Here is a 25,044-nt window from a genome sequence, read left to right on the forward strand (position 1 = left end):
GAAACGGCCGCCCCCGCGTAGTCCATTGCGGGGCCGCGCGAGCTGGGAGAGAGTCAGCGGGAACAAGCGATGAGCGATCCGAAGGACGCACCGAACGCGGAGGAGCAACTTGCCGAGCTTGCAGCGTTTGCGCTCGCCGCGCGTCCGGAACGCGTCGAAGACGGCATCCTCATGCTCGCTCCGCCCGGGCTCCGCGAAGGCGTCCGATCGGTTCGTGAGACCGTCGCCGTACTCGGGCTCGCCGAGGCGCCGGTCGAGCCGCCCCCCTCGGTGCGGTCTCGGATCCTCGAGACCATCGCCGGCCGGCGAGCGCCGCGACGCGCCGTCGTCGTGATCGACATGATCAACGACCACCTGAAGCCGGGCGCGCTCCTCGAGGTTCCACGCGCCCGCGCCATCGTGCAGGCGCTCCGCACGCGGCTCGACGAAGCCCGCGCTTCCGGTATTCCGATCATCTACGTCGTCGACGAGCACGAGCCCGACGATCCGGATCTCGACGCGTGGGGAGCGCATGCCGTCAAGGGCACCGCGGGAACGGAGATCTGGAGCGAGCTCGCACCGAGGACCGGCGAGGCGGTGGTGAAGAAGCCGAGCTACAGCGCGTTCTTCCAGAGCGAGCTCGGACGCACGCTGGACGACCTACGGATCGACACGCTCGTCCTGACCGGCTGCCTGACCGAGATCGGCCTCATGGCCACCGCGACGGACGCGATGCAGCAGGGCTACGCCATCGAGGTGCCGCTCGATTCGCAGGCGGGCTCGGCGCCGGAGCTCGAGCTCTCCGCGGTCGGCACCATGAACACGATGGCTCCGTTCGGGCCAGCTCGCAAAGCCCGGCTCGAACGCCTCGACGCGCAAGCCTGACTCGCTCGGGCACGCCGCGTGAATGGCCTGCGTCCACGACCCGCTTTTCTTCGGGCGGGCATGACGAGGAGGTCAACCATGTCCGCCACCGACACGCTGGGTCCCGACGATGTCGTCGTCACGCGCACGGCCACGCTCTACGAGCCCTCGCGCCTGCAGCGCATGGTCGCCACCGAAGCCTCGCTCGCCGCAACGGTCGCGAGGCTCACGCTCGGCATCGTGGTGTTCCCGCACGCCGCGCAGAAGGTCTTCGGTTGGTTCGGCGGCTATGGCCTGAGCGGAACGTACAACTACTTCACGACCCAAGTTCACATCCCCGGTGCGCTTGCCGGGCTCGTCATCATGGTCGAGTTCCTCTCGTCGGTCGCACTCATCGTCGGTGCGTTCACGCGAGTCGCCGCGGTCGGAATTCTCTGCATCATGTGCGGCGCCATCGTGACGGTGCACGCGCAGTACGGCTTCTTCATGAACTGGTACGGTCAGCAGCGAGGCGAAGGCTTCGAGTATCACCTGCTCGCGATCGGTCTCTCCCTCGTCGCCTTCCTCCTCGGCGGAGGCCGCGGCTCGGTCGACCAGAGCCTCGCGCGCGGCTCCCGGCGCGAACTCGTCGTGAGTTAGGGCTGGCGAGGCGCGCGCTTGGCGAGGGCCTCTTCGACCTCCGTCACGACCATGGTGACGAGCTTTTCGTACAGCTCGTCGCCTTCGGTCGCGGTGGCCTCGCGAGGCGCGCCCGTATAGGCGCGTGACATGCCGAGTTCGGCGAAGGTCGTCTTCCCGGCGCGAATGCCTTCCGAGAGGCTCATCGTCAAGGTCGGCAGCTCGGCAAAGGCATTCTGCACGGAACCGCCTGCCGCGAGCACGAGGGACGTCTCGTAGCGACCTGCGTGGCAATCGCCTCGCTTGAATTCGTCCGAGAGCGTTCGTCCCCAGCGGCGCGTCAGCGGACACGCAACCGTCGCCGCGCCTTCCGGCAGCTCGGCGATCGACGCGCGAACAGCGGCGTCGTGGGCCGGCTCGAGGTGGTTGTTGACGAAGCACACGTGGGCGAAGCCGGTCGCGAGGAGCCGCTCGGCGATTCCACGGAGCATCGCCGTGAGCGCCGCCGCGGGAACGCCGATGGCGCCGGCGAATCCGCTCGCATAGTCCGTCACACCGTAAGGCACGGACGGCGCAACCACCGCGTGCTTCCCTGCCCTGTCGAGCGCCTCGGCCGCGCGCACCGCGCACGTCTCGCTGATGAGCGTGTCGGTGTGGAGCGGAAGGTGCGGACCATGCGGCTCGACGCTTCCCACGGGAACGATGGCCACCGCACGACCGGTCGCCACGAGCGCCGAGACTTCTTCGTAGGTGAGCTTCGCGAGAAGACGGGCCACGTTCAGCTCCCCACTCGTGCGTGCTGCGCGCGAAGCGCCTTCTTGTCGACCTTGCCGCGATCGTTCTTCGGCAAGTCCTCCACGAACTCCACGACGCGTGGATACTTGTATTTCGCAAGCGTCGTTCGCACGTGCTCCTGGAGCTGTACGGCGAGGTCCGGATGGGCGGCGTGCCCGGCACGGAGGACGACGAACGCCTTCGTCTTGGTCAGGCCTTCGTCTTCGATGCCGATGACGGCAACGGCGGCGACCGCACCGTGCTCGAGCATGCACTCTTCCACTTCGAGCGGCGCGACCCACTGGCCGCCGACCTTCAGCAGGTCGTCCGCGCGGCCTGCGAAGTAGAGGTAGCCCTGAGCGTCCATGTGGAAGAGATCGCCGGTCCGGCACCAGTGGCCGTGGAAGGTGCGGAAGGACTTGTCGCGATCGAGCCAGTACCCCTGGCTGACGCTGTCACCCTTCACCCAGAGCACGCCGATTTCACCGGGCGCGCAGGGCGTGGCCCCCGCCCCTTCGGCCTCTTCGGGCAGGACGCGAAGCTCGTAGCCCTCGACCACCTTGCCGAGCGACCCGATCTTCACGTCGCCAGGACGATTCGACGCATAGATGTGGAACATCTCGGCCGAGCCGATGCCGTCGTAGACGTCGCTCGCGAAGCGCGCCTGCCAGCGCGCGAGCAGCGGGCCGGGAAGCGCCTCGCCCGCGGAGAGCGAGAAGCGGATGCTCGACAGATTCAGGCGCGGTTTGCCTGCGGCCTCGAGCTCCGCGTCGTACTCGAGGAGCTTGCCGAGCATGGTCGGGACGTTGGTGACGACCGTGGGCTTGTACATCGCAATTGCGTTGGCCAGGCTCTCCGGCGTGGGGCGCTCGCTGAAGAGGCCGGCCGTTGCGCCGACCGCGAACGGAAACATCAGGTTCGTCCCCGTCGCGTAGCCGAAGAAGAGGCGCGGCACGCTCACCGTGACGTCGCTCTCGCGGTAGCCCACCGTCTTCTTCGCGTAGACCTCGGTGTTGAAGGCGAAGTCTCGCCCTGTGTGGACGTTCGCCTTGGGCTCGCCCGTCGAGCCGCTCGTGAAGAGCCAGATCGCCGGCTCATCGCGATGAACCTTGGTGACCGGGGCTTCGGGGGCCTTGGCGAGCGCCGGAGCGAGCTCGATCACCTTGCCGCCGAAGGCCATGGGAACCGGCTTTTCGGGATCGTCCCCCGTCGCCACGTCCGGCACGACGAACATCGCGAGGACCTCGCTGTCGTGACGCTCGACGATGGGACGGAGCTTCTCGGCCACCTCCGGCACGGTCACGATCGCCGTGGCACGAGTGTAGGCGACGAGATACGCGAGGTTCTCTTCGGGCGCGTTGGGATTGCCCATCGCCACGACCGCACCGCGCGTGAGCACGCCGAAGAACGTCCAGGCGAACGGCGGCGCGTCGGGGAGCACGATGAGCACACGTTCACCGCGACGAATCCCGTGCGCCGCGAACAGGCCCGCCATGCGGCGCGACTTGCTGGCGACTTCGTCGTACGTCCAACGTCGCTCGCCGAAGAGGACGGCTGCCTTGCTGCCGAGCCCCTCCTCCAGGCGGTCGTAGAGGAAATAACGGGCCAGGCTGAGATCGTCGGGCAGCGAGATCACGTCAACGGGTTTACCTGCCACCAGGCCGGGCGCGCAAGAGAGGCCGCCGGCACGAACCTCGCCTGGCCCGCCTGGCCCCGCCTGGACCTGCCTGGGTCTGCCCGAGCTCGACCGGTTCGACGACGAAGAGGCGCAGCTTGGACGCGTCGTGTTACGAGAATTCGTCGATGGGAAGAATCGCGGTCTTCGGAGCAACGGGAGCGGTGGGGAAGAGTGTGGCCGCGGCGATCCGCGCCAAGAACGAGCCTTACCGCGTCATCGGTCGTTCCCGCGCCGCGCTCGACGCCGCCTTCGGCAACGATCCGCTCGCCCAGATCATGACCTGGGATCCGTACGAGACGCACAGCGTCGTGGCCGCCGCCGACGGCATCGACACCATCATCTATGTGGTGGGCGTCGACTACGACAAGTTCGAGCTCCACCCGGATCTGATGCGTCGCACCATCGAGGGAGCCGTGGCCGCCGGTGTGCGCCGCATCGTCCTTCTCGGCACCGTATACCCTTACGGCATTCCGCGAACGGCCACCGTCCGCGAGGAGCACCCGCGCGATCCCCACACGTTCAAGGGACGCAAACGCAAGGAGCAGGAGGACGTGCTCCTCGAGGCCGACAAGCAAGGACGCATCGAAGCAACCATCCTGCGCGTGCCCGACTTCGTCGGCCCCGGCGCGGAGAAGAGCTTCCTCGACGGCGTCTTCAAGGCCGCGCTCAAGGGCAGCCGCGCCACGATGGTCGGGCCGATCGACACACCGCATCAGTTCGCGTTCGTCCCGGATGTCGGCAAGCTCCTCGTCACCCTCGCGCAGGAGCCGAAGGCCCGCGGCCGCGCCTTCAACTTCGCCGGCTCGGGCGTGACGTCGCAGCGGGATCTCGCCGAGCGCATCTACGGCGCAACGCATCACAAGTTCAAAGCGATGGTCGCGGGCCGCAACACGCTGCGCGTCATGGGGCTCGTCAGCCCGATGATGCGTGAGCTCGTCGAGATGAGCTACCTGCACACGAAGCCGGTCTTGCTCGACGACACGGCGCTCACCGAGCTACTCGGCAGCGTTCCGCGAACGAGCTACGACGAGGCCATCTCGAAGACGCTGGCCCAGCTCCGCGCCAAGCGCTGAGCAACTGCCCTCGCGCCGCGATCACATCGTGACGTCGGGAACGGCGACCTCGATCGAGCCGCTCATGACTCCGCGATTCCCAGCCAGATCGTAGGGACGAACGGCGTAGCGGTAGCGGCCACCGGCGACGACGCGCGCGTCCTCGTAGCGACTCGACACCGCGCGCACGCTCGCGTGATGCAGGAGAAGCGAGCCTTCGCCGGCCTCGGCTCGGAAGACCTGGTAGCCGTACATCGCTTCGTTGTCCGTCGCACTTTGCCAGCGGAGCAGGACGCGCCCTTCCTTGACCTCGGCCGTGAGTCCCGCGCCGCTGACAGGCCAGTCGGGCGGGACGTCGTCGTCGCTCGACGGCGCTTGCCCGGACTTCTTCGGCCAGAGCGTGCAGTCGACACGCCGGAAGTTCTCGTCGAGCGCCTTGCACACGTTGCCGTAGAGACAGCGAACGACGCGGTCTTCGCGATCGAGCCGCCACTTGTTCGGCAGATCGGGATCGGCGAGCAGCGCGCGGGCCATGCCCACGAGATCGCCTTGCTCGCGGGCGACGATCTTCTCGGCGAGATCTTTCGTGGCGATCTTGCCGACGGCCACGATGGGCGTGTCGAGCCCGGCGCCGCGAACGGCTGCGCGGACGGCCTCGGGGATGTAGAGATTCGTGCCGTCGGGGTAGGCGCTGCCCGGCATGCAGCGATCACCCGAATAGCCCGTATACGGATACGGCGGCTCGCCCTCGATGTGGCGCGCGTCTTCGAACTTTCCGCCCGCCGAAAGCGAAATGTAGTCCGCGCCGGCGCGGGCGAGCTCGATGGCAATCGGCCCTGCGTCGAGCACCGTGTAGCCGTTGCGAATGCACTCCTCGCCGAGGAAGCGCACGCCCACGGCGAAGTCGTCCCCCACTGCGCTGCGCACCGCACGCATCACGCGCAGCGGCAGTCGCAAGCGATTGGCGAGCGAACCGCCGTATTCGTCTTTGCGCGGGTTCAACCGCGAGAGAAACGACGAGAGCGTGTAGGCGTGAGCCATGTGGAGCTCGACGCCGTCGAACCCACACGCGCGCGCACGACGCGCGGCCGCAACGTAGGCATCGACGATCGCGTCGATCTCCTCGCGCGAGAGCATGTCCACCGTCTGGCGGAAGCCCGAGCGAGCCACCTTGAGAAAGTGGATGATCTGCGGAACGACCTTGCCTGGGCCGGCGTCGTGGACGCGCGCCGCGAGGTCTTTCAAACCAGGCACGAACTCGTCCGACGAGATGCGGAGGAGCGGACCGCTCTTGGCGGAGTGGACGGCCATCGCCTCGACGACCGTGAGCCCAACCCCGCCTTTCGCAAAGCGAACGTAGCGCGCCCGGATGTCGTCGTTGACGAGGCCGTCGATGCCCGAAAGACGCGTGACCATCGCCGGCAAGACGAGCCGGTTCGGCAACTCCATGCTGCGGATGCGGAACGGCTGGAACAGCGGCGAGGTCATGGCAGGATCACTTCACGGGAGCGACGAGCGCGCCACCGATGATGAGCTTCTGGATCTCGGTGGTGCCTTCGTAGATGCGGAGCGGACGGATCTCTCGATAGAGCCGGTCGACGACGCAGCGGTCGGTGACACCGAGGCCACCGAAGAGCTGGACGGCGCGGTCGATGATGCGCTGCGCGGCCTCGGTGGCGAACATCTTCGCCATGGCCACGCTCGTCGCGCTGTTCTTGCGCGATGCCTCATCGGCGGGCTGATCTTTCTCCCACGCGGCGCGGAACACGAGGAGGCGCGCGGCATCGAGCTCGGTGGCCATCTCCGCGAGCGCGGCCTGCGTGAGCTGGAAGTCGGAGAGCGGTTTGCCGAACTGCACGCGCGTGGTGGTGCGGGCGATGGCTTCGTCGAGTGCACGGCGCGCCATGCCGACGGCAGCCGCACCGACCGAGGTGCGGAACACGTCGAGCGTGCCGAGCGCGAGGCGGAGCCCGTGCCCCACTTCGCCGAGCAGCGCCGAGCCCGGAACCTTGCAGCCCTTCAGGCTGATGCGTCCGAGCGGGTGTTCGACGCTCATCGCAATCGGTTCGGTGACCAGACCTTGCGTGCTCGTCTCCACCAAGAAGGCGCTGATGCCCTTCTTGCCCTTCTCGGGGTCGGCGTTGGCGAAGATCACGTAGTGGTCGGCGATGCCGACGTTCGAGATGAAGACCTTCTCGCCGTCGAGCACCCAGTCGTCGCCTTCGCGACGCGCGACCGTGCGCATCGAAGCGACGTCGCTGCCGGCCTCCGGCTCGGTCAGCGCGAACGCGCAGACGCGCTGCCCGTTCACGACCTCGGCCAGCACCTTGGCGCGCTTCTCGGCTTCGCCTGCGAGCAGAATGGGATGCGAGCCGAGGCCTTGGACGGCGAAGATCGAGTCGGCCATGGGCGACGCATAGGCGAGTGCTTCCCGCGTGACCGAGAGCGCGCGAACGTCGACGCCCTTGCCCCCGTGGCCCCACGCTCCGCCGCCGTGGCTCTGCGGAACGAGGAGCTTCAAGAGCCCGAGCTCGGCGAGGCGCGGAATCACGCGAGGAGCATCGTGGAGCGCGACATCGTCGTCGGTGACGGAGCGATCCACTTGCGCTCCGAGGGCGCGGTGCGGCTCCTCGAAGAACATCGGCAGGGCCGACCACGACGCGCGCGTCTTGTACGAGCTCATGCGGCCCCCTTCGGCGCGCGGCCATCCTGGAACGGACCGCTCGCGCCCTGGAAGACGATGGGCTGCTTGTTCTTCCACGCTTCGTACGCCGTGCGGAAGTCCGGGTGCTGCATGCAGATGGCCTGGGCCTGCGCCTCGGCCTCGATCGCCTGATCGAGCGTCATCGCGTACTCGCTCTCGAGCATCTGCTTGGTCATGGCGTGCGCGAACGCGGGGCCCGAGGCGAGGCGTTCGGCGAGGGCGAGCGATTCGGCGACGCACGCGTCGTCGGCCACGACCTTGCTGACGAGCCCGATGGCGAGCGCGCGCTCGGCGTTGACGACGTCTCCGAGGAAAAGCAGCTCGTTTGCGCGTGCGAGACCGACGACGCGAGGGAGCAAGTACGCCGCGCCCATGTCCGCGCCGCAGAGGCCGACACGCGGGAAGATGAAGCCGAACTTCGCCGACGTGCTGGCGATGCGGAAGTCACTCGCCAGCGCGATGACTGCACCGGCGCCGACGGCCGTTCCGTTCACGGCAGCGACCACCGGCTTGCGCAGCGCGCGAATGTTGCGAATGAGCGCTCCGGTCACGCGCGTGAAGGCCAGGAGGCCCTGCATGTCGCGCGCAAACAGCTCACCGATGATGGAGTTGACGTCGCCACCCGAGCAGAACGCCTTGCCCTCGCCGGTGATCATCACCGCGCGCACGGCGTCTTGCCTGTCGAGCGCGGCGAATGTGTCCGTCAGCTCCTGGTAGACCTCGAACGTCAGCGAGTTGAGCGTGTCCGGACGCGTGAGGGTGATGGTCGCCACACCACTGCGCGAGAGCTCGTAGCGAAATGTCTTCGGAGAGATCATGCTCTTGTCCTCGGGAGGTGGTCACGGAGCGCGCCGAGCGCACGACGAAGCGCGCGACGCTCGCGAATCGGAAGATGGCCGAGCAGCTCGTGGATCTGACCGGCGTGCAGCGGGAGAAGCTTGCGGACCAGCGAACGCCCTCGCGTGGTCAGCCACACGTGCCCAACGCGGCGATCGCTCGGATCGGGACGACGTTCGACGAGGCCGTCGCGCTCGGCGCGATCGACGAGCCCGGTCACGTTGCCCGCCGTCACGAGGAGCGCGCGACTCAGGGCGGCGAGCGTTTGACCGTCTTCATGGTCGAGCGCCGCTAGGAGATCGAAACGCGGCAGCGTCACCTTGGCGAGTGCGCTGGTCTTGCCGCGTGGGTTTTCGAGCTCGCGGCGCAGCTCCGCCATCATCAGCGTGTGGCACGACAGAAGCCGGAACCAGATGCTGACGGACTCGGCAACGGAGTCCTTCTGGGTCGAAGCGCGCTTGGTGCTTCGAGCTTCGACCCGTTCCGTGGCGGCCATCGAACGTCGGCCCCGGCCAATCAAGGAAGGATCGCGACGCCCTCGATCTCGACGAGCGCGCCCGGCTCGAGCAGACCCGCCACCTTCACGAGGCTCATGGCCGGGTAATACTTGCCGAAGCGCCCACGCCAGCCCTCGCCGATCGCGACGGTCGCCGCGCGGTAAGCGTCGAGGTCGGTCACGAAGATGAGCAGCTTCACGATGTGCTCGGTGGCGCCGCCTGCCTCGCGAACGACGGCAATGACGTTGTCGAGCGCCTGGAGGAACTGCGTCGCGAAGTCGGGGCTGACGATGCGTGCGTCCTTGTCCCAACCGATCTGGCCCGCGATGTAGAGGTAGTTCCCCTGGCCCATCACGCCATTCGAGTAACCACGCGGCTTCGGAAAGTGCGACGGGGTAACGACCTTGTGTGCCATGGGGCCTCCGGGCGATCTTCGTAGGCCCGATTGCTTGAGATGTAAAGGATCAGCCCCCGCCCTCGTGAGCGGCCCTCCGGAGGCGATCCGCAACGGCCCACCACTCGGGCGAATCGGGCACCCGTTCGATCACGACGGACGCAGCGCCGGAGGCCTCGACCGCGTGCAGCGCCGCGAAGAGGCCGCGCGCATAGCCGTCCGCATCGGCGGGCAAGAGCATCACGATCACCGCTAGTTTTTCGTGCGTTGCGGCGTGCTCGAGCGCCGAGCGTGTCTCGTCGCTCCACACGATGGCGCACACGGGGCCACCGGCGCTGGCGTCTCGAACGGCGGAGGTTACCTCGCTCGCATCGAGGGCCAGGCGCACCTTGGCGCGCGGAGCGTAATGCTTCGAAGCGAGGCCCGGCGAAGCCCGCGCGACGTCGTCCGTGACGGTGAGGTCCTGATAGACGATCGAGGGCACGAGCGCGCGCAACCGCTCGAGCGAGACCGCTCCCGGACGAAGAACGCGCGGCGTCCATCCGGCCAGGTCGACGACCGTCGATTCGATGCCGAAGTCCGTGGAGCCGCCGTCGAGCACGAGATCGACACGATCGCCGAGCGATCGAACGACGTGCTCGGCGCTCGTGGGCGACACGTGCATGTGCGCATTCGCACTCGGCGCCGCGAGCGGCTCGCCGACCGCCGTGACGAGCGCGCGCGCGACGGGATGACTCGGACAGCGAATGCCCACGGAGTCGAGGCCGCCCGTGACTTCCAGCGGGACGTGCGCGGCTCGCGGAACGACGAGCGTGAGCGGCCCAGGCCAGAAGGCGTGCGCGAGAGACGACGCTTCACTCGACCACGTCGAGGCAAGGGTCGAGGCCATCGCATCGCCGTCGGCATGGAGGATGAGCGGGTGCCCGGTCGGTCTCCCCTTGGCGGAGAAGATCCGAAGCACCTCTGCGGCGTGCAGGCCACGTGCGCCGAGGCCGTAGACCGTCTCGGTCGGGAACGCGACCAGGCCTCCTCGTTCGAAGACGCGCGCCGCCTCGGCAATGACCGAGGGTTCGGGGTTCTGGGGATCGACGGCCAAGACGCGCGGCATGGATGACCTTCTAGAGCACTTGCCCGCGCGACCCAAGACGCGCCGGCCGTTGCAGCCCCGATTCACGCGGGTTACCGATGGTCGAGCTCTGGAGGGCTCCGCCATGGGGATCATCGATCACGTCACCGTGAACGTCCGCGACTACCAACGTTCGAAGGCCTTCTACGACCGTACCCTCGCCCCTCTCGGCATCAAGCTGGTCGCCGAATTCGGCACCGTGGGCGGTTACGGCCGTGGCGACAAGCCCGAGCTCTGGATCGGCGGCGGCAAGACCACGTTCCAGACGGTCGAGCAGCTCCGCATCATCACGCCCATGCACATCGCGCTCATCGCGCTCAGCCGAGCCGACGTGGACGCGTTCTACAAGGCGGCGCTCGAAGCAGGCGCGACGGACCACGGCGCACCGGGCCTCCGCGAGATGTACCACCCCGGCTACTACGGCGCGTTCGTCCTCGATCCCGACGGCCACAACCTCGAAGCGGTTCACCACTCCGCCGGCTGAGGGCGCTAGCATCGGCGCGATGCACGCCGCACGTTTGGTCTTCACCGGAATCGCTGCCCTCGGTCCCGCCATCGCGCTCGTTGCCTGCGGTGGCGGGTCCAAAACGGCAGCCACGCCGGCCGCCGCGTCCGCCAGCGCCGATGCCGGGCCGCCGAAACCAAGCGCCGTTGTCACGGTGACGCCGCCGCCGAGCGGACTGCCGCCCATGGCAGCGATGCCCCCGCCCGGCGTCGCCGGCTCGAAGAAGGGCAAGGTCAAGCAGGATCCCCAGCTCTATGCATGCGGGGCAGGTGCCAAGGCGAGCACCAAGGATCCCGCCGAGCTCGTCAAGCGCGCCGGCGAAGGGTGCGCGACGGCGTCGAAGATGCGACCGCTCGGTTCTCCGATTCGCGGCCAGCAGGCCGACAAGGATCCTTCGCAGGAGCAGAAGCTCCGCGTCCAGGCCGGCAAGTGCTACCGCGTGTACTTTGCAACGGACGCGAACGTCAAAGACGCCGTCCTCGTCATGCGCGATTCGAACGGCGACGTGGTCGCCGAATCACCGAGCTTTGCGCTCCCGGAAGGCGGCTCGGTCTGCTTCGACACCGCCGACGAGGTCTCCCTGCTGCTCGCGGCCGGCGCCGGCAAGGGCTCGTACGTCGCACAGGTCTGGAGCGACTGAGCCCCGTCAGTCCCGAAGTTCGGTGGCGTGGTCGGCCGCGATGAGCCACTCGCCGCCCTCACGTACGTACGTACGCGTATGCCGGTATGTGCCCGAGAAGGGCTGCCCGCCGGATTCGCCGCGAAGATTCACGCGAACGTTCGCGATGGCCGTGTGCTCGTGGAGCTCGATGACCAGCTCGCGCGGCTCGCAATGTGTCACGCGGTGACGGCCCGTTCGATACTCGTCGAGCACGTCGTCGGCCCGAAGAATGCGCCCATCGGGCAGCGTGCAGAGCAGCCGCTCGTGGAACATCCCCTCCAGTGCGGAGGTGTCGTTCTTCGAGCCCAAAAGAACGGCTTCGCGAAGGCGGTCTTCGGCGTGCTTGATCGCGGCGCGGGTCATGACGAAACCATCGCACGACGACGGCACTTCGCGCCATCGCTCCACACGCGATCCCCCTTGGGGGGTATTGACGCCGCGAAGCAGTCCACGCACGAGGGCGCCCTCCAATGCGCGCGTCCCGTGTCCTCCGCTTCGTCGTGCCCCTCGTCGGCTTCGTTGGCCTCGATGCTGCGAACGCGAACGCCCAGGGAACCGATTGGACTCCCTTCGTAATGCCCGGCGAATCGCCGAGCACGCCCCCCGCTCCGGCTCCGCCTCGACCGCCGACTCGATCTGGCGAGCGTAGCGGTCCTGTCGCTCCGGACTTCGGGAGCGAAGAACCCCTCGAGCCAAGCGTCCCGCCCAACGCTCCGACGGCGGCGCCGGAGGAAGAGCGCCCCACCGTCATCCTCGAAGCACCGCCAGCGCCGTTCGGCTCGCAGGGCGAGTTCGTCGTGACGGCCCAGAGCGACCTCGCAATCAACGCTACCTCTTACGGGGGAAGCGACGCGTCTTCGTTCCACGTCACGGTCGCCCCTGGGCTCGACTACTTCCTCGTCGACCATTTCTCCGTCGGACTCGAGTTCGCATTCAATTACGACGAACAAAAGGGCTACGACTCCGGCGGGAATCTGCTGCGCACGCGCACAGCGACGAACGCCGGCGGCCCTCGTATCGGCTTCCAGCTGCCGCTCGGCAGATACCTATCGTGGTATCCGCGCGTGACGCTCGGAATCGAATCGACGTATCGCCGCGACGTCGTCGTGAAAGCACGACAGGACGGCGCGGAGCCGATCAGTCCTCTCGGGATTCCGTCGACGACAAAGACCGGACCGTTTCTTTCGGCATTTGCGCCGCTTCTCATCCATCCGACTCCGCATTTCTTCTTGGGCGTCGGACCTTGGATATTCACGGAATTCGCGAATGCGCAGGGTGGCCCCGAAATCGGCGGGCAGCGTACGACGGTCGGCGGCCGCCTCGAGGTAGGGGCATGGTGGGGCGGGACCTCGCAAGCCGTGGCGATCGAAGAGGTCCGGCCGCGCCCCCGCTTTGGCCTGCCGAAGCAGCTCGTCTTCACCGCGAGCTTTGGGAGCTCCGGGTGGTTCACGGATTGGGTCGGTACACCGTCACGTGCGAGCGGATTCTCCCTCTCTCCGGGCTTCGACTACTTCGTGATTCCTCATTTCGCCATTGGCCTGACGGGTGGCTTTTCGACGAGCTCGACGAAGAGCGTGACGGCGTCGAGTCGCGTCGAGACGCTCGACTACCGGTGGTTCGCGCTCGGTCCGCGTGTCGTCGCTGACCTCCCGCTCTCTCCCTGGTTCTCGTTCTACACGCGCGGAACGATCACCATTGGACAGGAGGACTTCGACGGAAAAAGCGATGGGACGCGCAACAAGACCTCCAGGTCCCTCGTCACCGTCAGCTTGTACGCCCCGCTCCTTTTCCATTTCGCGTCGCACGCCTTCGTCGGCTTCGGGCCCCAGGTGAGCCACGACATCGTCGCCGCCTACGACTTCGGTCCCGAGAACCCTGGGACCAGCGTCGGGGCCTCGTTCACGGTCGGCGGGTGGCTCTGAATCAGGGCTGCGCGTTCACTTCGACGGAGCCGGCGTATTCGAACGTGCCGTAACGCTGCCGATTGGCAAAGAGGCGCACGTCGTAACTGCCCGGGCCAGGAAACTCGCAACGGAATGACGTATGGCCGTCACCGTTGCAGTCCGTGCGCGAACCGCCGCTCTTCGGCTGGAAGTCGACCATCAGCCAGGTACTGCTCGGATTGCGGAGCGCGAGATCGAGCGCGCTGGGCACGGCAACTTGCGATCGGTCTGGATTCACGAGCTCGAGGCCGTAGGCGAAGAAGGTAGGCGCGAGCACCGGCCGCCGGAAGAATTCGGCACGATCGATCGAATGTTCGAGCAATTGCCATTTCGCTTGATCGGGGAAATGGGTAATCGCGAACTGAGATGCCGGCGTGAAGAGCCACTCGGTCGTATACTTTTTGGTGAATCCCGCCCGCGTCGTCGAGCCCGCGTCCCAAGTGGCATCGAGGAGATACCACTGGCCGGAGATATGGACGGCGTTCCACGCGTGCCCTTCGGCCTCCATCGGCGAAAGTTGCGACCGCGCGTCTCCGACCACGTAGACGATCTCGTCGCCGGTCACCTTGCCGAGCATCTCGAGAAGCGCGGCATAGCCCGCGCACACGGCTTTGTGGGAGCGAAAGACGGCCTCCGCGTCGCCGTCTTCGGGGGGAATGCGATGCGCGAAGTAGCTGGCCGCGTCGTACCCGATCCGGTCCGCGACGTAATCGTGCAGCGCCTTCACGCGGAGCCACGGATCGGGTTCGTGCTCGGCGATGTAACGGCCGACGCTCTCGATGCTCGCCTCGGCCTCCGCAGGCATCGAGACGACCACCGGATGCAGCGTGGCCGGCACCGGATACGTCCGTGCGGCGGGCGCCTTCTCGTGCGCGGGCTGCGTGGTGTCCGAGGGAGGCAGAACGGGCGCGGACGAGGTGGGCACGGCGCTCGACGTCGGAACAACCGTGGCACTCGACGTGGGCACGGGCTGGGGCGTGGGGTGATGCTGGTCGCCTTCGGCCTTCTTGCGATAAGGGTTTTCGTGAGCCGCCTCGTAGAGCCACGCGAGCGCGTTCGCGGAGGTCATCAGCGCCCGCCTTGTGCGTTCGGCGAGGGACGAATGGTGACCATCGAGCATCCAGTCACCGCGCGCCGAAATCGCCACGAAAGCGCGCGTCGGATAGAGGGCGAGCAGGCCGACGAGAAAGACCACATTCAGCGCAAGCGTCCGCAGGACGATGCGATCGCCGAATGTCAGGAACCGCTTCTTCGTGCTCTTCCGGGCGCGGAGAGTGCCGATTCCGTCCCACGCGAGCGGCAGGACGGGGAAGAGGAGAAGTCCTGCGACGAGCGGCAACCACGTTGCGCGATTCGCGAACGCGGCAAGTGACGACGCCACCCAGACGCCGAGCAGCGGCGCCCCGATCATCAGGACGATGGCGACGGCTTTGAACACGAGTCCGAACAGCCCGAGGCCAAGCGAGCTCGAAGCACGGTCTCTACGCGGCACGTAGGGAGCGTAAGGACGACTTCGTCGCTGTGCTACGGAGGACACGAACGCACCGCGTCATGATCCGCGCAGCCCCCTCCCCGACGCGCGCGCCACGCCCGACGCGAGTGTCGTTCAACGAACCGTCATTTCGCGAGAAATGACCGATGTTGCGTTGCGGCATGGGCGAACTCGGCACGCCCCGCATGCCGTCGTACGGACGCGCGCCTACTCGTCGTCGAGCGGAGGGGCGACCTTCACGGCGGAGGACGACGGAACCTTTTGCGCCGGAAACTCAGGCTCGGTGATGGCGCGGTCCGAAAGGGCACGCATGTCACGCGGGTAGTAGAGTACCGAGGGATCGAGCCGCGCACGTACGACGTGACCGGCATTCCGGAAGAGCGTGCGGTTGGCCGCATTGCGCCGCTCGATCGACACGCGGTCGTCCGGGATTCGACACTCGTTCGCCACGGCATCGAAAGCGAGTGAACGGCAGGCGAGTTCGAATCGCGGACTGCCGAAGCCATCCCCCGCGACCCAGGTAAGCGACAGCATCGCGAGCTGAGCATCCGCAGGCCAGCTCGCCCAGTTGCCGAACCGTTCCGCGAGCAGGATTTCGAGGTCGTCGAGCTTCGCGAGAACGAGTCGTTCGAGATGCTCGGGGGAGAGCGCGGGAGCCACGAGATCAGCGAAGGCCTCGGGCCCTTCGAGCGGTCTCGAGAACGCGATGAAGCTCTGACGAACGATGTCTCTCATCTCTCCCCCTCGCGCGACGTCGACACCGGGTGCGCGCTCGCGGACATCCCACTCGCCTTCGCAGCTCTTCCCGGAAACGGCGCAGGCCTCGGTCCGCAGCCCACCGCGCCCGCGACGAACATCCCCGAGACGAGAACGACGAGCAGAACGCCGGAACCGCGACGACTCCTCATGGCCGAGGACTTAACACATCGTGAGAGCGCGGGAATGCGGCGCGTGCTGCACGTCGAGTGCCGGACGAATCGCCGCAATCGCGACGAACACGGATCACAGAAAGCGGACAAGCGATCCCTACCGCCGAGCCGAACGTGCATCGCGTGCGGCTCGCTTGACGTCGTCGTGCGCTTACTCGGCGTCGGAGAGCCACTCGAGCGTCGCGTGCGGAGCGAGGTCGAACGAACGATGTGTGCCGTCGGCAAGCCGAAGGTCGACCTCGGCATGCTCGCCGGCGACGACCGCCTTCGCGAAGGCACGTGCGGGGACTTCGAACGACGATGACCACGACGCATCCGCCTCGGCCGCGACCGCGCCGGCAAACGACTCGCCCGCGACGGTGACGCGCGCTTCGACCGGGCGCTCCTCCGACCCGACTCGAAACCCGATGGCGTCGTCGTGCGAAACCGACTCGTCACCGAGCACGAGCGAGAAGAGGGGCTGGAACGAAACGTCGTCGGGTACGCGCGATTCGATCGTCCCGTCGGGATAGAGCGTGAACAGGTTCGTGACGTCGCCGACCTCGGCAGAGATGGCACACGAGAACGCCTCGGCGAGCGCGTCGGCGGAGAGCTTCGTTGTGAACGCCACGCCGGTGGTCGTCGTTTCGAGACGCGCATCGCTCGCACACCCGAGCTCGCGACGCATGTGCAACGTGGCGGGGACCTTCGCATCGTCCGTCACACCGGTCAGGTGGAACGCGCCGCCGAACGCCTCGGCCGACTCGATCGTCAGCGAGGGTCCGTGGGGGGGAATCTCCTCTTCGTCCACGCTCGGATCGAGCTCGCCGAGATCGGTCGCCACGGCCGCCTCGGATTCGGCGACGACGGGCGCCGCGACGATGCTCGCGCGCGTCGTCGTGAGGTCCGACGACGAGGCCTTGTGGTCACAAGCGAGGAGGAGCAGTGGAACCAGAGCGAGGGCAATTCGCATGTTCGACAAGAAAACGCCCGGGGGCCAAGAGGCCATTCCACGGGGCGTTTTCGGCCGAGATCCAGCTCATGCGAGCCGACGCGAACGCGTCTTCGCGCTACTCGTGGCGCAGCGCGAAGATCGGGTCGAGACGCGCCGCTCGGCGTGCCGGGAAGAAGCCGAATGCCACGCCGGTGAGTGCGCTCGTGGCGACGGCAATGCCGAGCGCGACCGGGTCGAGCTTCATCGGCCAGCCGAGCGTTCCCGACAGAAGCTGGATGGCGCCGATGCCGACGAGCGCACCCAGCACGCCGCCGATGAGAGCAAGGAACACCGCTTCGACGAGGAACTGGATCATCACGTCGCCGGCGCGCGCGCCGATGGCCATGCGGATGCCGATCTCGCGCGTTCGCTCGGTCACGCTCACGAGCATGATGTTCATGACGCCGATGCCGCCGACGACCAAGCTCACTGCGGCGATGCACACGAGGAGCGCCGTGAGGCCGCCGTAGATGGCCTGCTGCATCTGCTGGAACTCTTGCTGGGTGCGGATCCAGAAGTCCGGCTCGCGGTCCTCCGCGATGCGATGGCGCTGGCGAAGGATCGACGAGATCTGACCGACGGCGCGCTGCGTGGTGTCCGCGCTCTTGGCCGAGACGAGAAGAACGCCCGCGAACCCCGGAGCCGTGCGGATGACGCGACCGCGCATCGAGCTGATCGGCATCAAGACCATGTCGTCTTGGTCGCCGCCGAACTGCGCTTCGCCCTTCGACTCGAGGACGCCGAGCACACGGTAAACGTGGCGACCGATGCGAACGGTGCGACCGACCGGATCGGCGTCGCCGAAGAGCTTCGTCGCGACCGTGGAGCCGAGAACGCAGACCTTGGACTTGGTGGCTTCGTCGTGCTCGTCCCACTCCGCGCCGTGCACGACCGGCCAGCTGCGCACCGTGAAGAAGGAGCGATTGGAGCCGATGATCTGCGTCGACCAGTTCTTCTCGCCGGCGACGATCTGGGCCTTGGCACGGAGCGCAGGAGCGACCGCGCTCACGCTGACGGCCTCGCGCACGATGGCCTTGCCGTCTTCTTCGGTGAGGCGCGTGCCCGAGCCGAGCGCGCCCTTGGCCCCCGACGCGGCCGCGCTCTGCGGCGCGATCATGATCACGTTCGAGCCGATGTTCGAGATCTGCTGCGTGACCTGGTCGCGCGCGCCCGCGCCGATGGCCGTGACGGTGACGACCGCCGACACGCCGATGAGGATGCCGAGGATGGTGAGCGACGCGCGGAGGATGCTGCGGCTGATGGCGCGCATCGCCAGACGAACGCCGACAGCGATGTCGAGGAACTCGCGCGGAAGGAACTTCTGCAGCACGGCTACTCCGTCCTCAACGCTTCGATCGGGTCGAGCGAGGCCGCACGCCGTGCGGGCAGGAAGCCGAAGACGACGCCGATGAACGCGCTCGTCGCGGTGGCGACGCCGATCGCCTGCGCGCTCGGAACCGTGTCCCAACCGAGGGCACGACCGAGAGCGACGGTGGCCGCCGAACCGAGAAGGATGCCAAGGAGGCCGCCCACCATGCTGAGCACGATGGCCTCGATGAGGAACTGCACGAGGATGTCACGCTCGCGCGCACCAATCGAGAGGCGGATGCCGATCTCGCGCGTTCGCTCGGCGACGCTGACGAGCATGATGTTCATCACGCCGATGCCACCGACCACGAGGCTCACGCCGGCCACGGCCAAAAGGAGCGCGGAGAGCACGCCCGAGATGGCTTCTTGCGCCTTCCGAAACTCGGCCTGCGTGTTGACGTTGAAGTCGGGGTCTTTGCCGGGACCGATGCGATGACGCTGGCGGAGAAGCGCCGTGATCTGGGCTTGTGCGCGAACCGTGGTCTGCTCGGACGTGGCGCTCGCCATGAGCATGTCGGCACGGCCGGGCGAGGTGGGCATCACGCGCGCGCGGAAACTTCCGATCGGCATGAGCACGCGATCGTCTTGGTCGTCGCCGAAGGGCGAATTGCCCTTGGGCTCGAGCACGCCGATGACGCGGAACGGTGCGCGACCGATGCGGATCGTACGTCCGACCGGATCCGCGGTGCCGAAGAGCTTCTCCGCGACGGTCTCGCCGATGACGCACACTTTCGTCTTCAGCGTCTCGTCCGACTCGGTCCACAGCTCGCCCTTGCCCACGCGAAAGCGGCGAATCGGGAAGTAGCTCGTGGTGGTGCCGGCGAGCGTGGTGGCCGCGTTCTTGTCGCCGTAGACCACCTGGCCCATCGTCGAGAGCCAGGGCGCGACCTGCGCTACGCTCACCGCTTCGCGCATGATGGCCCTGCCGTCGGCCTCGGTCAGGCGGCCGGTCACCTTCCCGCGTGCGCCCGACTGCTGGACGCTCTCGGGGTTGATGAAGAGCAGGTTCGATCCGAAGTTGTCGATTTGACTGCCGACGCTGGCCGAAGCACCTCCCGCGAGCGCGGTGACCATGACCACCGCGGTCACGCCGATGAGGATGCCGAGCACGGTCAGCGCCGCACGCAGTTTGTTGCGCGCAATCGCCGACAGCGCGAGGCGGACGGCGCCGAGAAACAGGTTCACGCCGTGCTCCGCGACCGCGGCGACACGAGCGGAGTGACGAGCGCAATCACGAGGAACCGCGCGAGCGCCATGGTGGCCAGGCCCAGCGCGACGACGAAGAGAGCTCCCACGACGCCACGCGGAGAGAGCTCGGCGAGGCGATCGAGCAGCCCCTTGCTGCCGGGCAACACGCCGAGCGCGAGGAGGGGCGCGAAGACGCCGGCGACGCCGAGCGTGTAGAAGAGCGACAGACGCGCGCGCTGGTCGATCGTGAACGGACGACCGAGCTTCTTGCCCGCGTACCAGGCCGCCGCGATCGCTTCGAAGAAGAAGGCGAACGCGACGGGCGGGATGGGCGTGGGAATGGTGAGAATCTTGCTCGTGTAGATCGAGCCGAGGATCGCGCCGAGCACGCCCGCGATCGCCATCGACACATAGGCCATGGCCGGAACGGGACCGCCCATGCGCCGGCGTGCCGCCACGACCGGATCGTCGGCTTCGTCATCGTGGCCGAGGGTCGACGTCTCCGCCGGAGGAAGCTTTTCGAGCTCGGCCGCCGCGTTGATGGGAACCTCGGCGACGGCATCGCTCACGACGCGCCCGTCACGGAACGTCACGACGCGCGAGGCACACGACGCGATGTCGTGCTCGTGCGTGACGAGGACGATGGTGATCCCACGTTCGCGATTGAGGCGCTGCAAGAGAGCAAGCACCTCGAGGCTCGTGCGCGTATCGAGGTTTCCAGTGGGCTCGTCGGCGAGGAGCATGGGCGGCCCGGTGACGAGCGCGCGCGCGATGGCCACGCGCTGCTGCTGACCGCCGGAGAGCTGATTCGGTGTATGATGCACGCGCCCGCCGAGACCGACGGCCGAGAGCGCCTCCATGGCCATCTTGCGACGCTGCCCGGCCGAGACCCCTCGGTAGACCAGCGGCAGCTCCACGTTCTCGAGCGCCGTGGTGCGCGGCAGGAGATTGAAGCCCTGGAAAATGAAGCCGATGAGGCGATTGCGCAGGACCGCGCGCGCATCGCTCGAGCGCGCGCCGACGTCGAACCCCGAGAGCTCGTAGACGCCGCGGGTGGGGCGGTCGAGGCAGCCGAGGATATTCATGAGCGTGCTCTTGCCGGAGCCGCTCGTGCCGACGATGGCAACGAACTCGCCTTGCTTGATCTCGAGCTGGACGTCGCGCAGCGCGCGCACCACGCCCGCGCCGGACTCGTAGTCCTTCTCGACGTGCTTGAGAGTGATGAGCGCGTTCGGCGATGACATCGTGACCCCGCCGGACGTCAGAACATCCTGCCTTTTTTGGCCTTGGTCGGGTCGGCGTCGTCCGTTTCGTCGGTCACGACCTTCGTGCCGATGGTCAGGCCGGAGACGACCTCCGTCTGCATGCCGTCGGTCACGCCGATCTGCACGAGGCGCGCTTCCGACTTCTCGTCACCGGGCTTGTCGCTCGTCATGACGAAGACGCGGCCCGTGCCCTTGGTGAGGGGCGCTTCGGGCGGTTGAGGCACCGGCTTGCCGTTCGGTCCGAGAGGCGGCGTGGGCTTGTAGCGGAGTGCCGCGTTGGGGAGCCGGACGACGCCTTTCGCTTCGCGCGTCTTGATCGTGACGGTGGCGGTCATACCGGGGCGAAGCTTCTCCTCCGGGTTTTCGACCTCGACGACCGCCGAGTACGTGACGACGCCCTGGACGTTGTTCGGGCTGAAGCGAACCTGCTCGACCTTGCCGCGGAACGACTCACCGGGGAACGCGTCGACCACGGCCTCCGCCTCCATGCCTTCCTTGAGCTTGCCGACGTCCGCCTCGTCCACGTCCGCCATGACGCGCATCCTTCGAAGGTCCTGCGCGATGACGAAGAGAACGGGGGCCTGGAAGCTGGCGACGACGGTGGCGCCGGGATCGATCGAGCGCGAGACGACGACGCCGTCGACCGGCGAATAGATCTTCGTCCACCCGACGTTCGTCTGCTGCTGGGAGAGTTGCGCCTGAATCGCACCGATCTGCGCTTGAGCGGAGGCCACTTGCGCCTTGGCCACTTCGTACTGGCCCGACGCCGTGTCGAGCTCGCCCTTCGAGGCGAGACTCTGCTGGTTCAAACGCTGCGTGCGCTCGAATGCGATGCGCGCCGCCTCCGCATTGGCCTTCGCGCTCTCGAGGTTTGCGCGCTGCGCGGACAGCTGCGCGGAGACCTGGCTGACTTGCTGGCCGTACTGGGTGGAGTCGATCTCCGCAAGGACATCGCCTTTCTTCACGACCGAGTTGAAGTCGACGAGGACTTTGGCGACACGGCCATTGACCTGGGAGCCCACGTTCACTTGGAGAACGGGCTGCACCGCGCCGGTGGCCTGGACCTTCTCGGCCACGTCGCCCTGGGTGGGCATGGCCGTGACGTACCTCGCCGGCGGCGGCGGGCGGTTCTTGGCTCGAACGACGAGCCCACCTCCGACCACCACGGCCACGATCCCGAGGAGCGCGAGTCGCCGAAGCCACCGTCGCCCCCCTCTTCTGCGGCCAAGGCCCGCCTCACGTCTTCCGTAATCTCTGTCACGCGTGCTCCGACCCCTTAAGGCGGCCCCGAGTCTAGGTATTCCCTTCCGATGCCGCAAACCTCCGCCAAGGCTCGCGCATTCTTTGGCTCAACCGCGCTCAACCGCGCTCGAGCGCAAAAGCGAGGAAAGCCACGAACCTGACCCAAGCCCGCCGCCCAGGGCTTTGTCCAAAGGACCGTGGACACGTTATCGTCCCCCTTCCCCGACGGCCTCGCTTCACGAGAGGCGTCCGCGCATTCCGCGCATGATGACTCTCCACCGACCGGGCCCCCTCCTTCACATGCCCGACCTTCGGCGAAGTCCGTGCCACCCCCGCTCCCGAAGCAAAGGGGCCCACGGACGTCCATGATGATGACGAAACCGACGCCGAGCGACCGGGATCTCATCGAGCTCGCCAAGGCCGGGGACACAAACGCCTTCGGAGAGCTCGTTCGCCGGCACCAGCCGCGGATTCACCGGCTCGCCGTCCACATGCTCCGCGATCGCTCGGAAGCGGAGGACGTGGCCCAGGAGACGTTCATCCGGGCGTACCAGGCGCTCGGGCGCTTCGACGGTCGCAGTGAGGCCTACACCTGGTTTTACCGCATCACGATCAACCTTTCGCTCAACCGTATCCGGTCGCGAAAGACGAGCCGCGCCTCTCAAGACACCGATGATCCCCGTCTCGACGGGCTCATGACGGATCGACGGCCAACCAGCGGCGACCCGGCGGGGTCGGCTTCGCGCAAGCAACTCTACCAGACGCTTTGCGCGGGGATCGACGAGCTCAGCGATACCTTGCGAACGACGCTCATCCTGGTCTGCATCGACGGACGCTCGCACGAGGACGTGGCGGCCATCCTCGGTGCTCCGGAAGGGACCATCGCGTGGCGTGTCCACGAAGCGCGCCGCAAACTGAAGGGATTTCTCGACGCCCGGGGCTTCGACCCCGAGGGAGATGGGACGTGAGTGAGACGTCTAGGAAATGGGACCTCGACCGCCTTCTCCGGGACTGGCCGGACGCCGAGAAATCCCCAATGGAAAGGGATGGAACGGCCAGCGCCGTGATGGAGCGAATCCGCTCTGGTGATCGCGGTGCAAGTGCGGCGGAAATCTCGGACGAAAATTTATGGTCCAGCCCCCTTGGACAAATCGAAGGGGAGGGTCATAACTCCGCCGCTCTGGCTCTCGCTGGAGTGAACACGGCGGAAGCTGGCTGGTCACGCGGGTCTGAACGCTCGCCTGCCCTGCCCCAGCCTCCGACCAAGAAGGAAGCCAAGCTCGTAGAAGGTGTCCCCATGACGATGCCCGCTGACCGTGAGCGTGACCGCCGAAGCCTCCAGGATCTCGCGAAGATGGCGCAGATGACGCCGCCTCCGCCTTCGGTCTCGTCGACTGGCGTGCAGCGTGCGGGCGAAGCGACGAAGGACGACTCGGGCATCGTCGACCTGGCGATGGCGTCGGTCGCCGATCCGGGCGCCGAGGCGCGCGCGAAGACCACGCCGCTCGCGAGCGAAGGCCTCTTCGACGACGTCGGTCCCGCCTCCATGCCGCCCGCGCCGATGTCGGCAAAGCAGCCCGTGCCGACGATTCCGCCGGCGCCACTGTCGATGAAGCCCGTGTCGATCCGCGAAGCGGCGCCCGCGTCCGTGCCTGCGCCCGTCTCGGTGCCCGCGCCGATCTCCAGCGCCCCCCTCTCGGGCCCCGCTCTCGCGAGCGTCGCTGCACCGCTTTCGGCGCCCTCGAGCCCTGTGCTCGCCTCGGCTTCGTACGACAAGATCGTGCCGAAGAAGAAGGGCAACGGCGCGACCGTCGGCATCGTCATCGGCATCCTCGCGCTCGGCGCGGCTGCGGCCGGCACGTTCTTCATGATGAAGAGCCGTCAGGACGTCGCGGCGTCCGCCCCCGTCGTGGCGATGAAGGACACGGCGGCCACCACCAAGGCCGCCCCGGCGGATCCCACGCCCGCCCCGGTCGAGACGGCGACGGCAGCTCCGGCCGACACGCTCGATCCCTCCACCCTCCCGGCGGCCGAGACGGCCAAGGCGAAGTCGGCCCCCGCGAAGGGCGGAGCGGCGAAGGTGGCGTCGGCGAAGGCCGAGAAGCAGGAAGATGCGAAGATCTCGCAGAAGGATCTTCCGACCTCGCCCAGCGGCCCGGCAGGCGCGCTCGGCGACGAGATGCGCAAGGCCGTCGGTGACAAGGGCGAAGCAGCACCCGCGGCGGCCGCGGCAGGCCCGCAGTTCGCGGCCGGCTCGGTCCCTCAGAAGCCCTCGCAGGGCGCGATCACGGGCGCCATTGGCGCGGTCCTCCCCGAGGCCCGTGGTTGCCTCGGGCCGGACGATCCGATCTCCAAGGCCACGATCACGTTCGCCTCGGGGGGTAACGCCCAGAGCGTGAAGGTGTCCGGCGGCGCCGCCGGCAAGCCGGCCGAAGCTTGCATCACGGCTGCGCTCATGAAGGCGAAGGTTGCTCCCTTCGCCGAAGCGACGTACACGGCACCTGTCACCGTTCGGCATTAGTCTCTGTCCGCCAAGCGCGGGTCACTGTGACCGCGCTTGGCTGGCTGACCGCCGAGCTCGGATCATTGAGCTCGGCTTGTTTTGGCGGGCCGGAAGGTCCGCAACGCTTGACAGGGCGCCGGTCTTTCGCCATGGTGCGCCCCCTCGAGGTTAATTAGGTCATGGTTTCGTCTACCCAGCAGTTCGAACGGATTCGTAAGCGCAAGAAGACCACCAGCGGCAAGCGCAACAAGCGCACGCTCCGCCGCATGGGTACCCCCGCGTTCCCCGTCCACCCGGAGGGATACAACGCGAGCGCGCCCGACGCCAAGAAGCCCTGATAGGCCTGAGTAGGTAACCGTTACTAGCCTCGGGCAAACCGAAAGGCCTGCTGCATGCTCTCGAGCATGGGCAGGCCTTCGCGCTTTTGTGGGTTTGAACCGCGCCGCGAGCGA

Annotated in this window: 25 protein-coding genes and 1 pseudogene; 9 read left to right on the forward strand and 17 right to left on the reverse strand. The window is 67.4% G+C overall.

Annotation, left to right across the window (positions count from 1 at the left end):
• Positions 1-69 precede the first annotated feature (69 nt).
• Both AKJ09_RS51885 and AKJ09_RS51890 read left to right on the forward strand, forming a co-directional pair.
• Entirely contained in the window at positions 70-864 is a 795-nt protein-coding gene (locus tag AKJ09_RS51885; protein WP_146655290.1) for a cysteine hydrolase family protein, read from the forward strand.
• Positions 865-942: 78 nt separating this feature from the next.
• Complete coding sequence (locus tag AKJ09_RS51890; RefSeq protein WP_146655291.1) at positions 943-1,482, forward strand: DoxX family protein; 540 nt, start codon at positions 943-945, stop codon at positions 1,480-1,482.
• On the opposite strand, the gene AKJ09_RS51895 is transcribed toward AKJ09_RS51890, so the two are convergent.
• Positions 1,479-2,237: a creatininase family protein gene (locus tag AKJ09_RS51895; protein WP_240488915.1), complete on the reverse strand. Its 759-nt coding sequence runs from the start codon at positions 2,235-2,237 to the stop codon at positions 1,479-1,481. The two genes, AKJ09_RS51890 and AKJ09_RS51895, sit on opposite strands and share 4 nt — an antisense overlap.
• 2 nt (positions 2,238-2,239) lie before the next feature.
• Positions 2,240-3,871, reverse strand: coding sequence for a benzoate-CoA ligase family protein (locus tag AKJ09_RS51900; protein ID WP_240488916.1), 1,632 nt, complete (start codon positions 3,869-3,871; stop codon positions 2,240-2,242).
• Positions 3,872-4,038: 167 nt separating this feature from the next.
• On the opposite strand from AKJ09_RS51900, the gene AKJ09_RS51905 reads away from it, so the two are divergent.
• Positions 4,039-4,986 (forward strand): NAD-dependent epimerase/dehydratase family protein, encoded by a 948-nt coding sequence (locus tag AKJ09_RS51905; RefSeq protein ID WP_146655293.1) that lies wholly within the window; start codon positions 4,039-4,041, stop codon positions 4,984-4,986.
• Between the two features lie 21 nt (positions 4,987-5,007).
• Here AKJ09_RS51905 and AKJ09_RS51910 read toward each other — a convergent pair whose 3' ends face one another.
• The 6 genes from AKJ09_RS51910 to AKJ09_RS51935 are packed head-to-tail and all read right to left on the reverse strand — an operon-like array spanning position 5,008 to position 10,505.
• Complete coding sequence (locus AKJ09_RS51910) at positions 5,008-6,453, reverse strand: oxidoreductase (protein WP_146655294.1); 1,446 nt, start codon at positions 6,451-6,453, stop codon at positions 5,008-5,010.
• A 7-nt stretch (positions 6,454-6,460) separates the two neighbouring features.
• Entirely contained in the window at positions 6,461-7,648 is a 1,188-nt protein-coding gene (locus AKJ09_RS51915) for an acyl-CoA dehydrogenase family protein (protein ID WP_146655295.1), read from the reverse strand.
• Entirely contained in the window at positions 7,645-8,487 is an 843-nt protein-coding gene (locus AKJ09_RS51920; RefSeq protein ID WP_146655296.1) for an enoyl-CoA hydratase family protein, read from the reverse strand. Before AKJ09_RS51920 ends, AKJ09_RS51915 begins: the two co-directional genes overlap by 4 nt.
• Positions 8,484-9,002, reverse strand: coding sequence for a MarR family winged helix-turn-helix transcriptional regulator (locus AKJ09_RS51925; RefSeq protein WP_146655297.1), 519 nt, complete (start codon positions 9,000-9,002; stop codon positions 8,484-8,486). Before AKJ09_RS51925 ends, AKJ09_RS51920 begins: the two co-directional genes overlap by 4 nt.
• Before the next feature lie 20 nt (positions 9,003-9,022).
• Positions 9,023-9,418 carry a RidA family protein gene (locus AKJ09_RS51930; RefSeq protein ID WP_146655298.1) on the reverse strand — a complete coding sequence of 132 codons (396 nt, stop codon included), beginning with the start codon at positions 9,416-9,418 and terminating at the stop codon, positions 9,023-9,025.
• Between the two features lie 49 nt (positions 9,419-9,467).
• Positions 9,468-10,505 (reverse strand): L-threonylcarbamoyladenylate synthase, encoded by a 1,038-nt coding sequence (locus AKJ09_RS51935; protein WP_146655299.1) that lies wholly within the window; start codon positions 10,503-10,505, stop codon positions 9,468-9,470.
• A 109-nt stretch (positions 10,506-10,614) separates the two neighbouring features.
• Here AKJ09_RS51935 and AKJ09_RS51940 point away from each other — a divergent pair, with 109 nt between their 5' ends.
• Together AKJ09_RS51940 and AKJ09_RS51945 are read left to right on the forward strand one after the other, a co-directional pair.
• Entirely contained in the window at positions 10,615-11,007 is a 393-nt protein-coding gene (locus tag AKJ09_RS51940; RefSeq protein WP_146656449.1) for a VOC family protein, read from the forward strand.
• 19 nt (positions 11,008-11,026) lie between these two features.
• Positions 11,027-11,668: a hypothetical protein gene (locus AKJ09_RS51945; RefSeq protein ID WP_146655300.1), complete on the forward strand. Its 642-nt coding sequence runs from the start codon at positions 11,027-11,029 to the stop codon at positions 11,666-11,668.
• A gap of 6 nt (positions 11,669-11,674) precedes the next feature.
• On the opposite strand, the gene AKJ09_RS51950 is transcribed toward AKJ09_RS51945, so the two are convergent.
• The gene (locus AKJ09_RS51950) at positions 11,675-12,052 is read right to left on the reverse strand and encodes a nuclear transport factor 2 family protein (RefSeq protein ID WP_169928701.1); all 378 of its coding nucleotides are present in this window, start codon (positions 12,050-12,052) and stop codon (positions 11,675-11,677) included.
• Between the two features lie 107 nt (positions 12,053-12,159).
• Between AKJ09_RS51950 and AKJ09_RS51955 the strand changes: the two genes are divergently transcribed.
• Positions 12,160-13,611: a porin family protein gene (locus AKJ09_RS51955; protein ID WP_146655302.1), complete on the forward strand. Its 1,452-nt coding sequence runs from the start codon at positions 12,160-12,162 to the stop codon at positions 13,609-13,611.
• Between the two features lies 1 nt (position 13,612).
• Here the strand turns inward: AKJ09_RS51955 and AKJ09_RS51960 are convergent, their stop codons facing one another.
• The 8 genes and pseudogenes from AKJ09_RS51960 to AKJ09_RS51990 all read right to left on the reverse strand — a co-directional run bounded on the left by AKJ09_RS51960 (position 13,613) and on the right by AKJ09_RS51990 (position 22,019).
• The gene (locus AKJ09_RS51960) at positions 13,613-15,124 is read right to left on the reverse strand and encodes a transglutaminase domain-containing protein (protein WP_146655303.1); all 1,512 of its coding nucleotides are present in this window, start codon (positions 15,122-15,124) and stop codon (positions 13,613-13,615) included.
• 207 nt (positions 15,125-15,331) lie between these two features.
• Positions 15,332-15,859, reverse strand: a complete 528-nt coding sequence (locus tag AKJ09_RS51965) for a hypothetical protein (protein WP_146655304.1) — start codon at positions 15,857-15,859, stop codon at positions 15,332-15,334.
• Entirely contained in the window at positions 15,856-16,032 is a 177-nt protein-coding gene (locus tag AKJ09_RS54060; RefSeq protein WP_169928702.1) for a hypothetical protein, read from the reverse strand. Before AKJ09_RS54060 ends, AKJ09_RS51965 begins: the two co-directional genes overlap by 4 nt.
• Positions 16,033-16,204: 172 nt before the next feature.
• A complete protein-coding gene (locus tag AKJ09_RS51970) occupies positions 16,205-17,005 on the reverse strand; it encodes a hypothetical protein (protein ID WP_146655305.1) in 801 nt (266 codons plus the stop codon).
• A 97-nt stretch (positions 17,006-17,102) separates the two neighbouring features.
• Positions 17,103-18,356, reverse strand: coding sequence for an ABC transporter permease (locus AKJ09_RS51975; RefSeq protein ID WP_240488917.1), 1,254 nt, complete (start codon positions 18,354-18,356; stop codon positions 17,103-17,105).
• 2 nt (positions 18,357-18,358) lie between these two features.
• Entirely contained in the window at positions 18,359-19,579 is a 1,221-nt protein-coding gene (locus AKJ09_RS51980; protein WP_146655306.1) for an ABC transporter permease, read from the reverse strand.
• A gap of 506 nt (positions 19,580-20,085) precedes the next feature.
• A pseudogene (locus AKJ09_RS56520) lies at positions 20,086-20,826 on the reverse strand (ABC transporter ATP-binding protein); the annotation flags it as partial.
• 17 nt (positions 20,827-20,843) lie between these two features.
• Positions 20,844-22,019 carry an efflux RND transporter periplasmic adaptor subunit gene (locus AKJ09_RS51990; RefSeq protein WP_240488918.1) on the reverse strand — a complete coding sequence of 392 codons (1,176 nt, stop codon included), beginning with the start codon at positions 22,017-22,019 and terminating at the stop codon, positions 20,844-20,846.
• Positions 22,020-22,454: 435 nt separating this feature from the next.
• Between AKJ09_RS51990 and AKJ09_RS51995 the strand changes: the two genes are divergently transcribed.
• The 3 genes from AKJ09_RS51995 to AKJ09_RS54065 all read left to right on the forward strand — a co-directional run bounded on the left by AKJ09_RS51995 (position 22,455) and on the right by AKJ09_RS54065 (position 24,930).
• Positions 22,455-23,057, forward strand: coding sequence for an RNA polymerase sigma factor (locus AKJ09_RS51995; protein ID WP_240488919.1), 603 nt, complete (start codon positions 22,455-22,457; stop codon positions 23,055-23,057).
• A 329-nt stretch (positions 23,058-23,386) separates the two neighbouring features.
• Entirely contained in the window at positions 23,387-24,610 is a 1,224-nt protein-coding gene (locus AKJ09_RS52000; RefSeq protein WP_146655307.1) for a hypothetical protein, read from the forward strand.
• A 161-nt stretch (positions 24,611-24,771) separates the two neighbouring features.
• The gene (locus tag AKJ09_RS54065) at positions 24,772-24,930 is read left to right on the forward strand and encodes a hypothetical protein (protein ID WP_169928703.1); all 159 of its coding nucleotides are present in this window, start codon (positions 24,772-24,774) and stop codon (positions 24,928-24,930) included.
• The last annotated feature ends 114 nt before the right edge of the window (positions 24,931-25,044 follow it).

This window comes from Labilithrix luteola, assembly GCF_001263205.1.
GTDB classification, from domain to species: domain Bacteria; phylum Myxococcota_A; class Polyangia; order Polyangiales; family Polyangiaceae; genus Labilithrix; species Labilithrix luteola.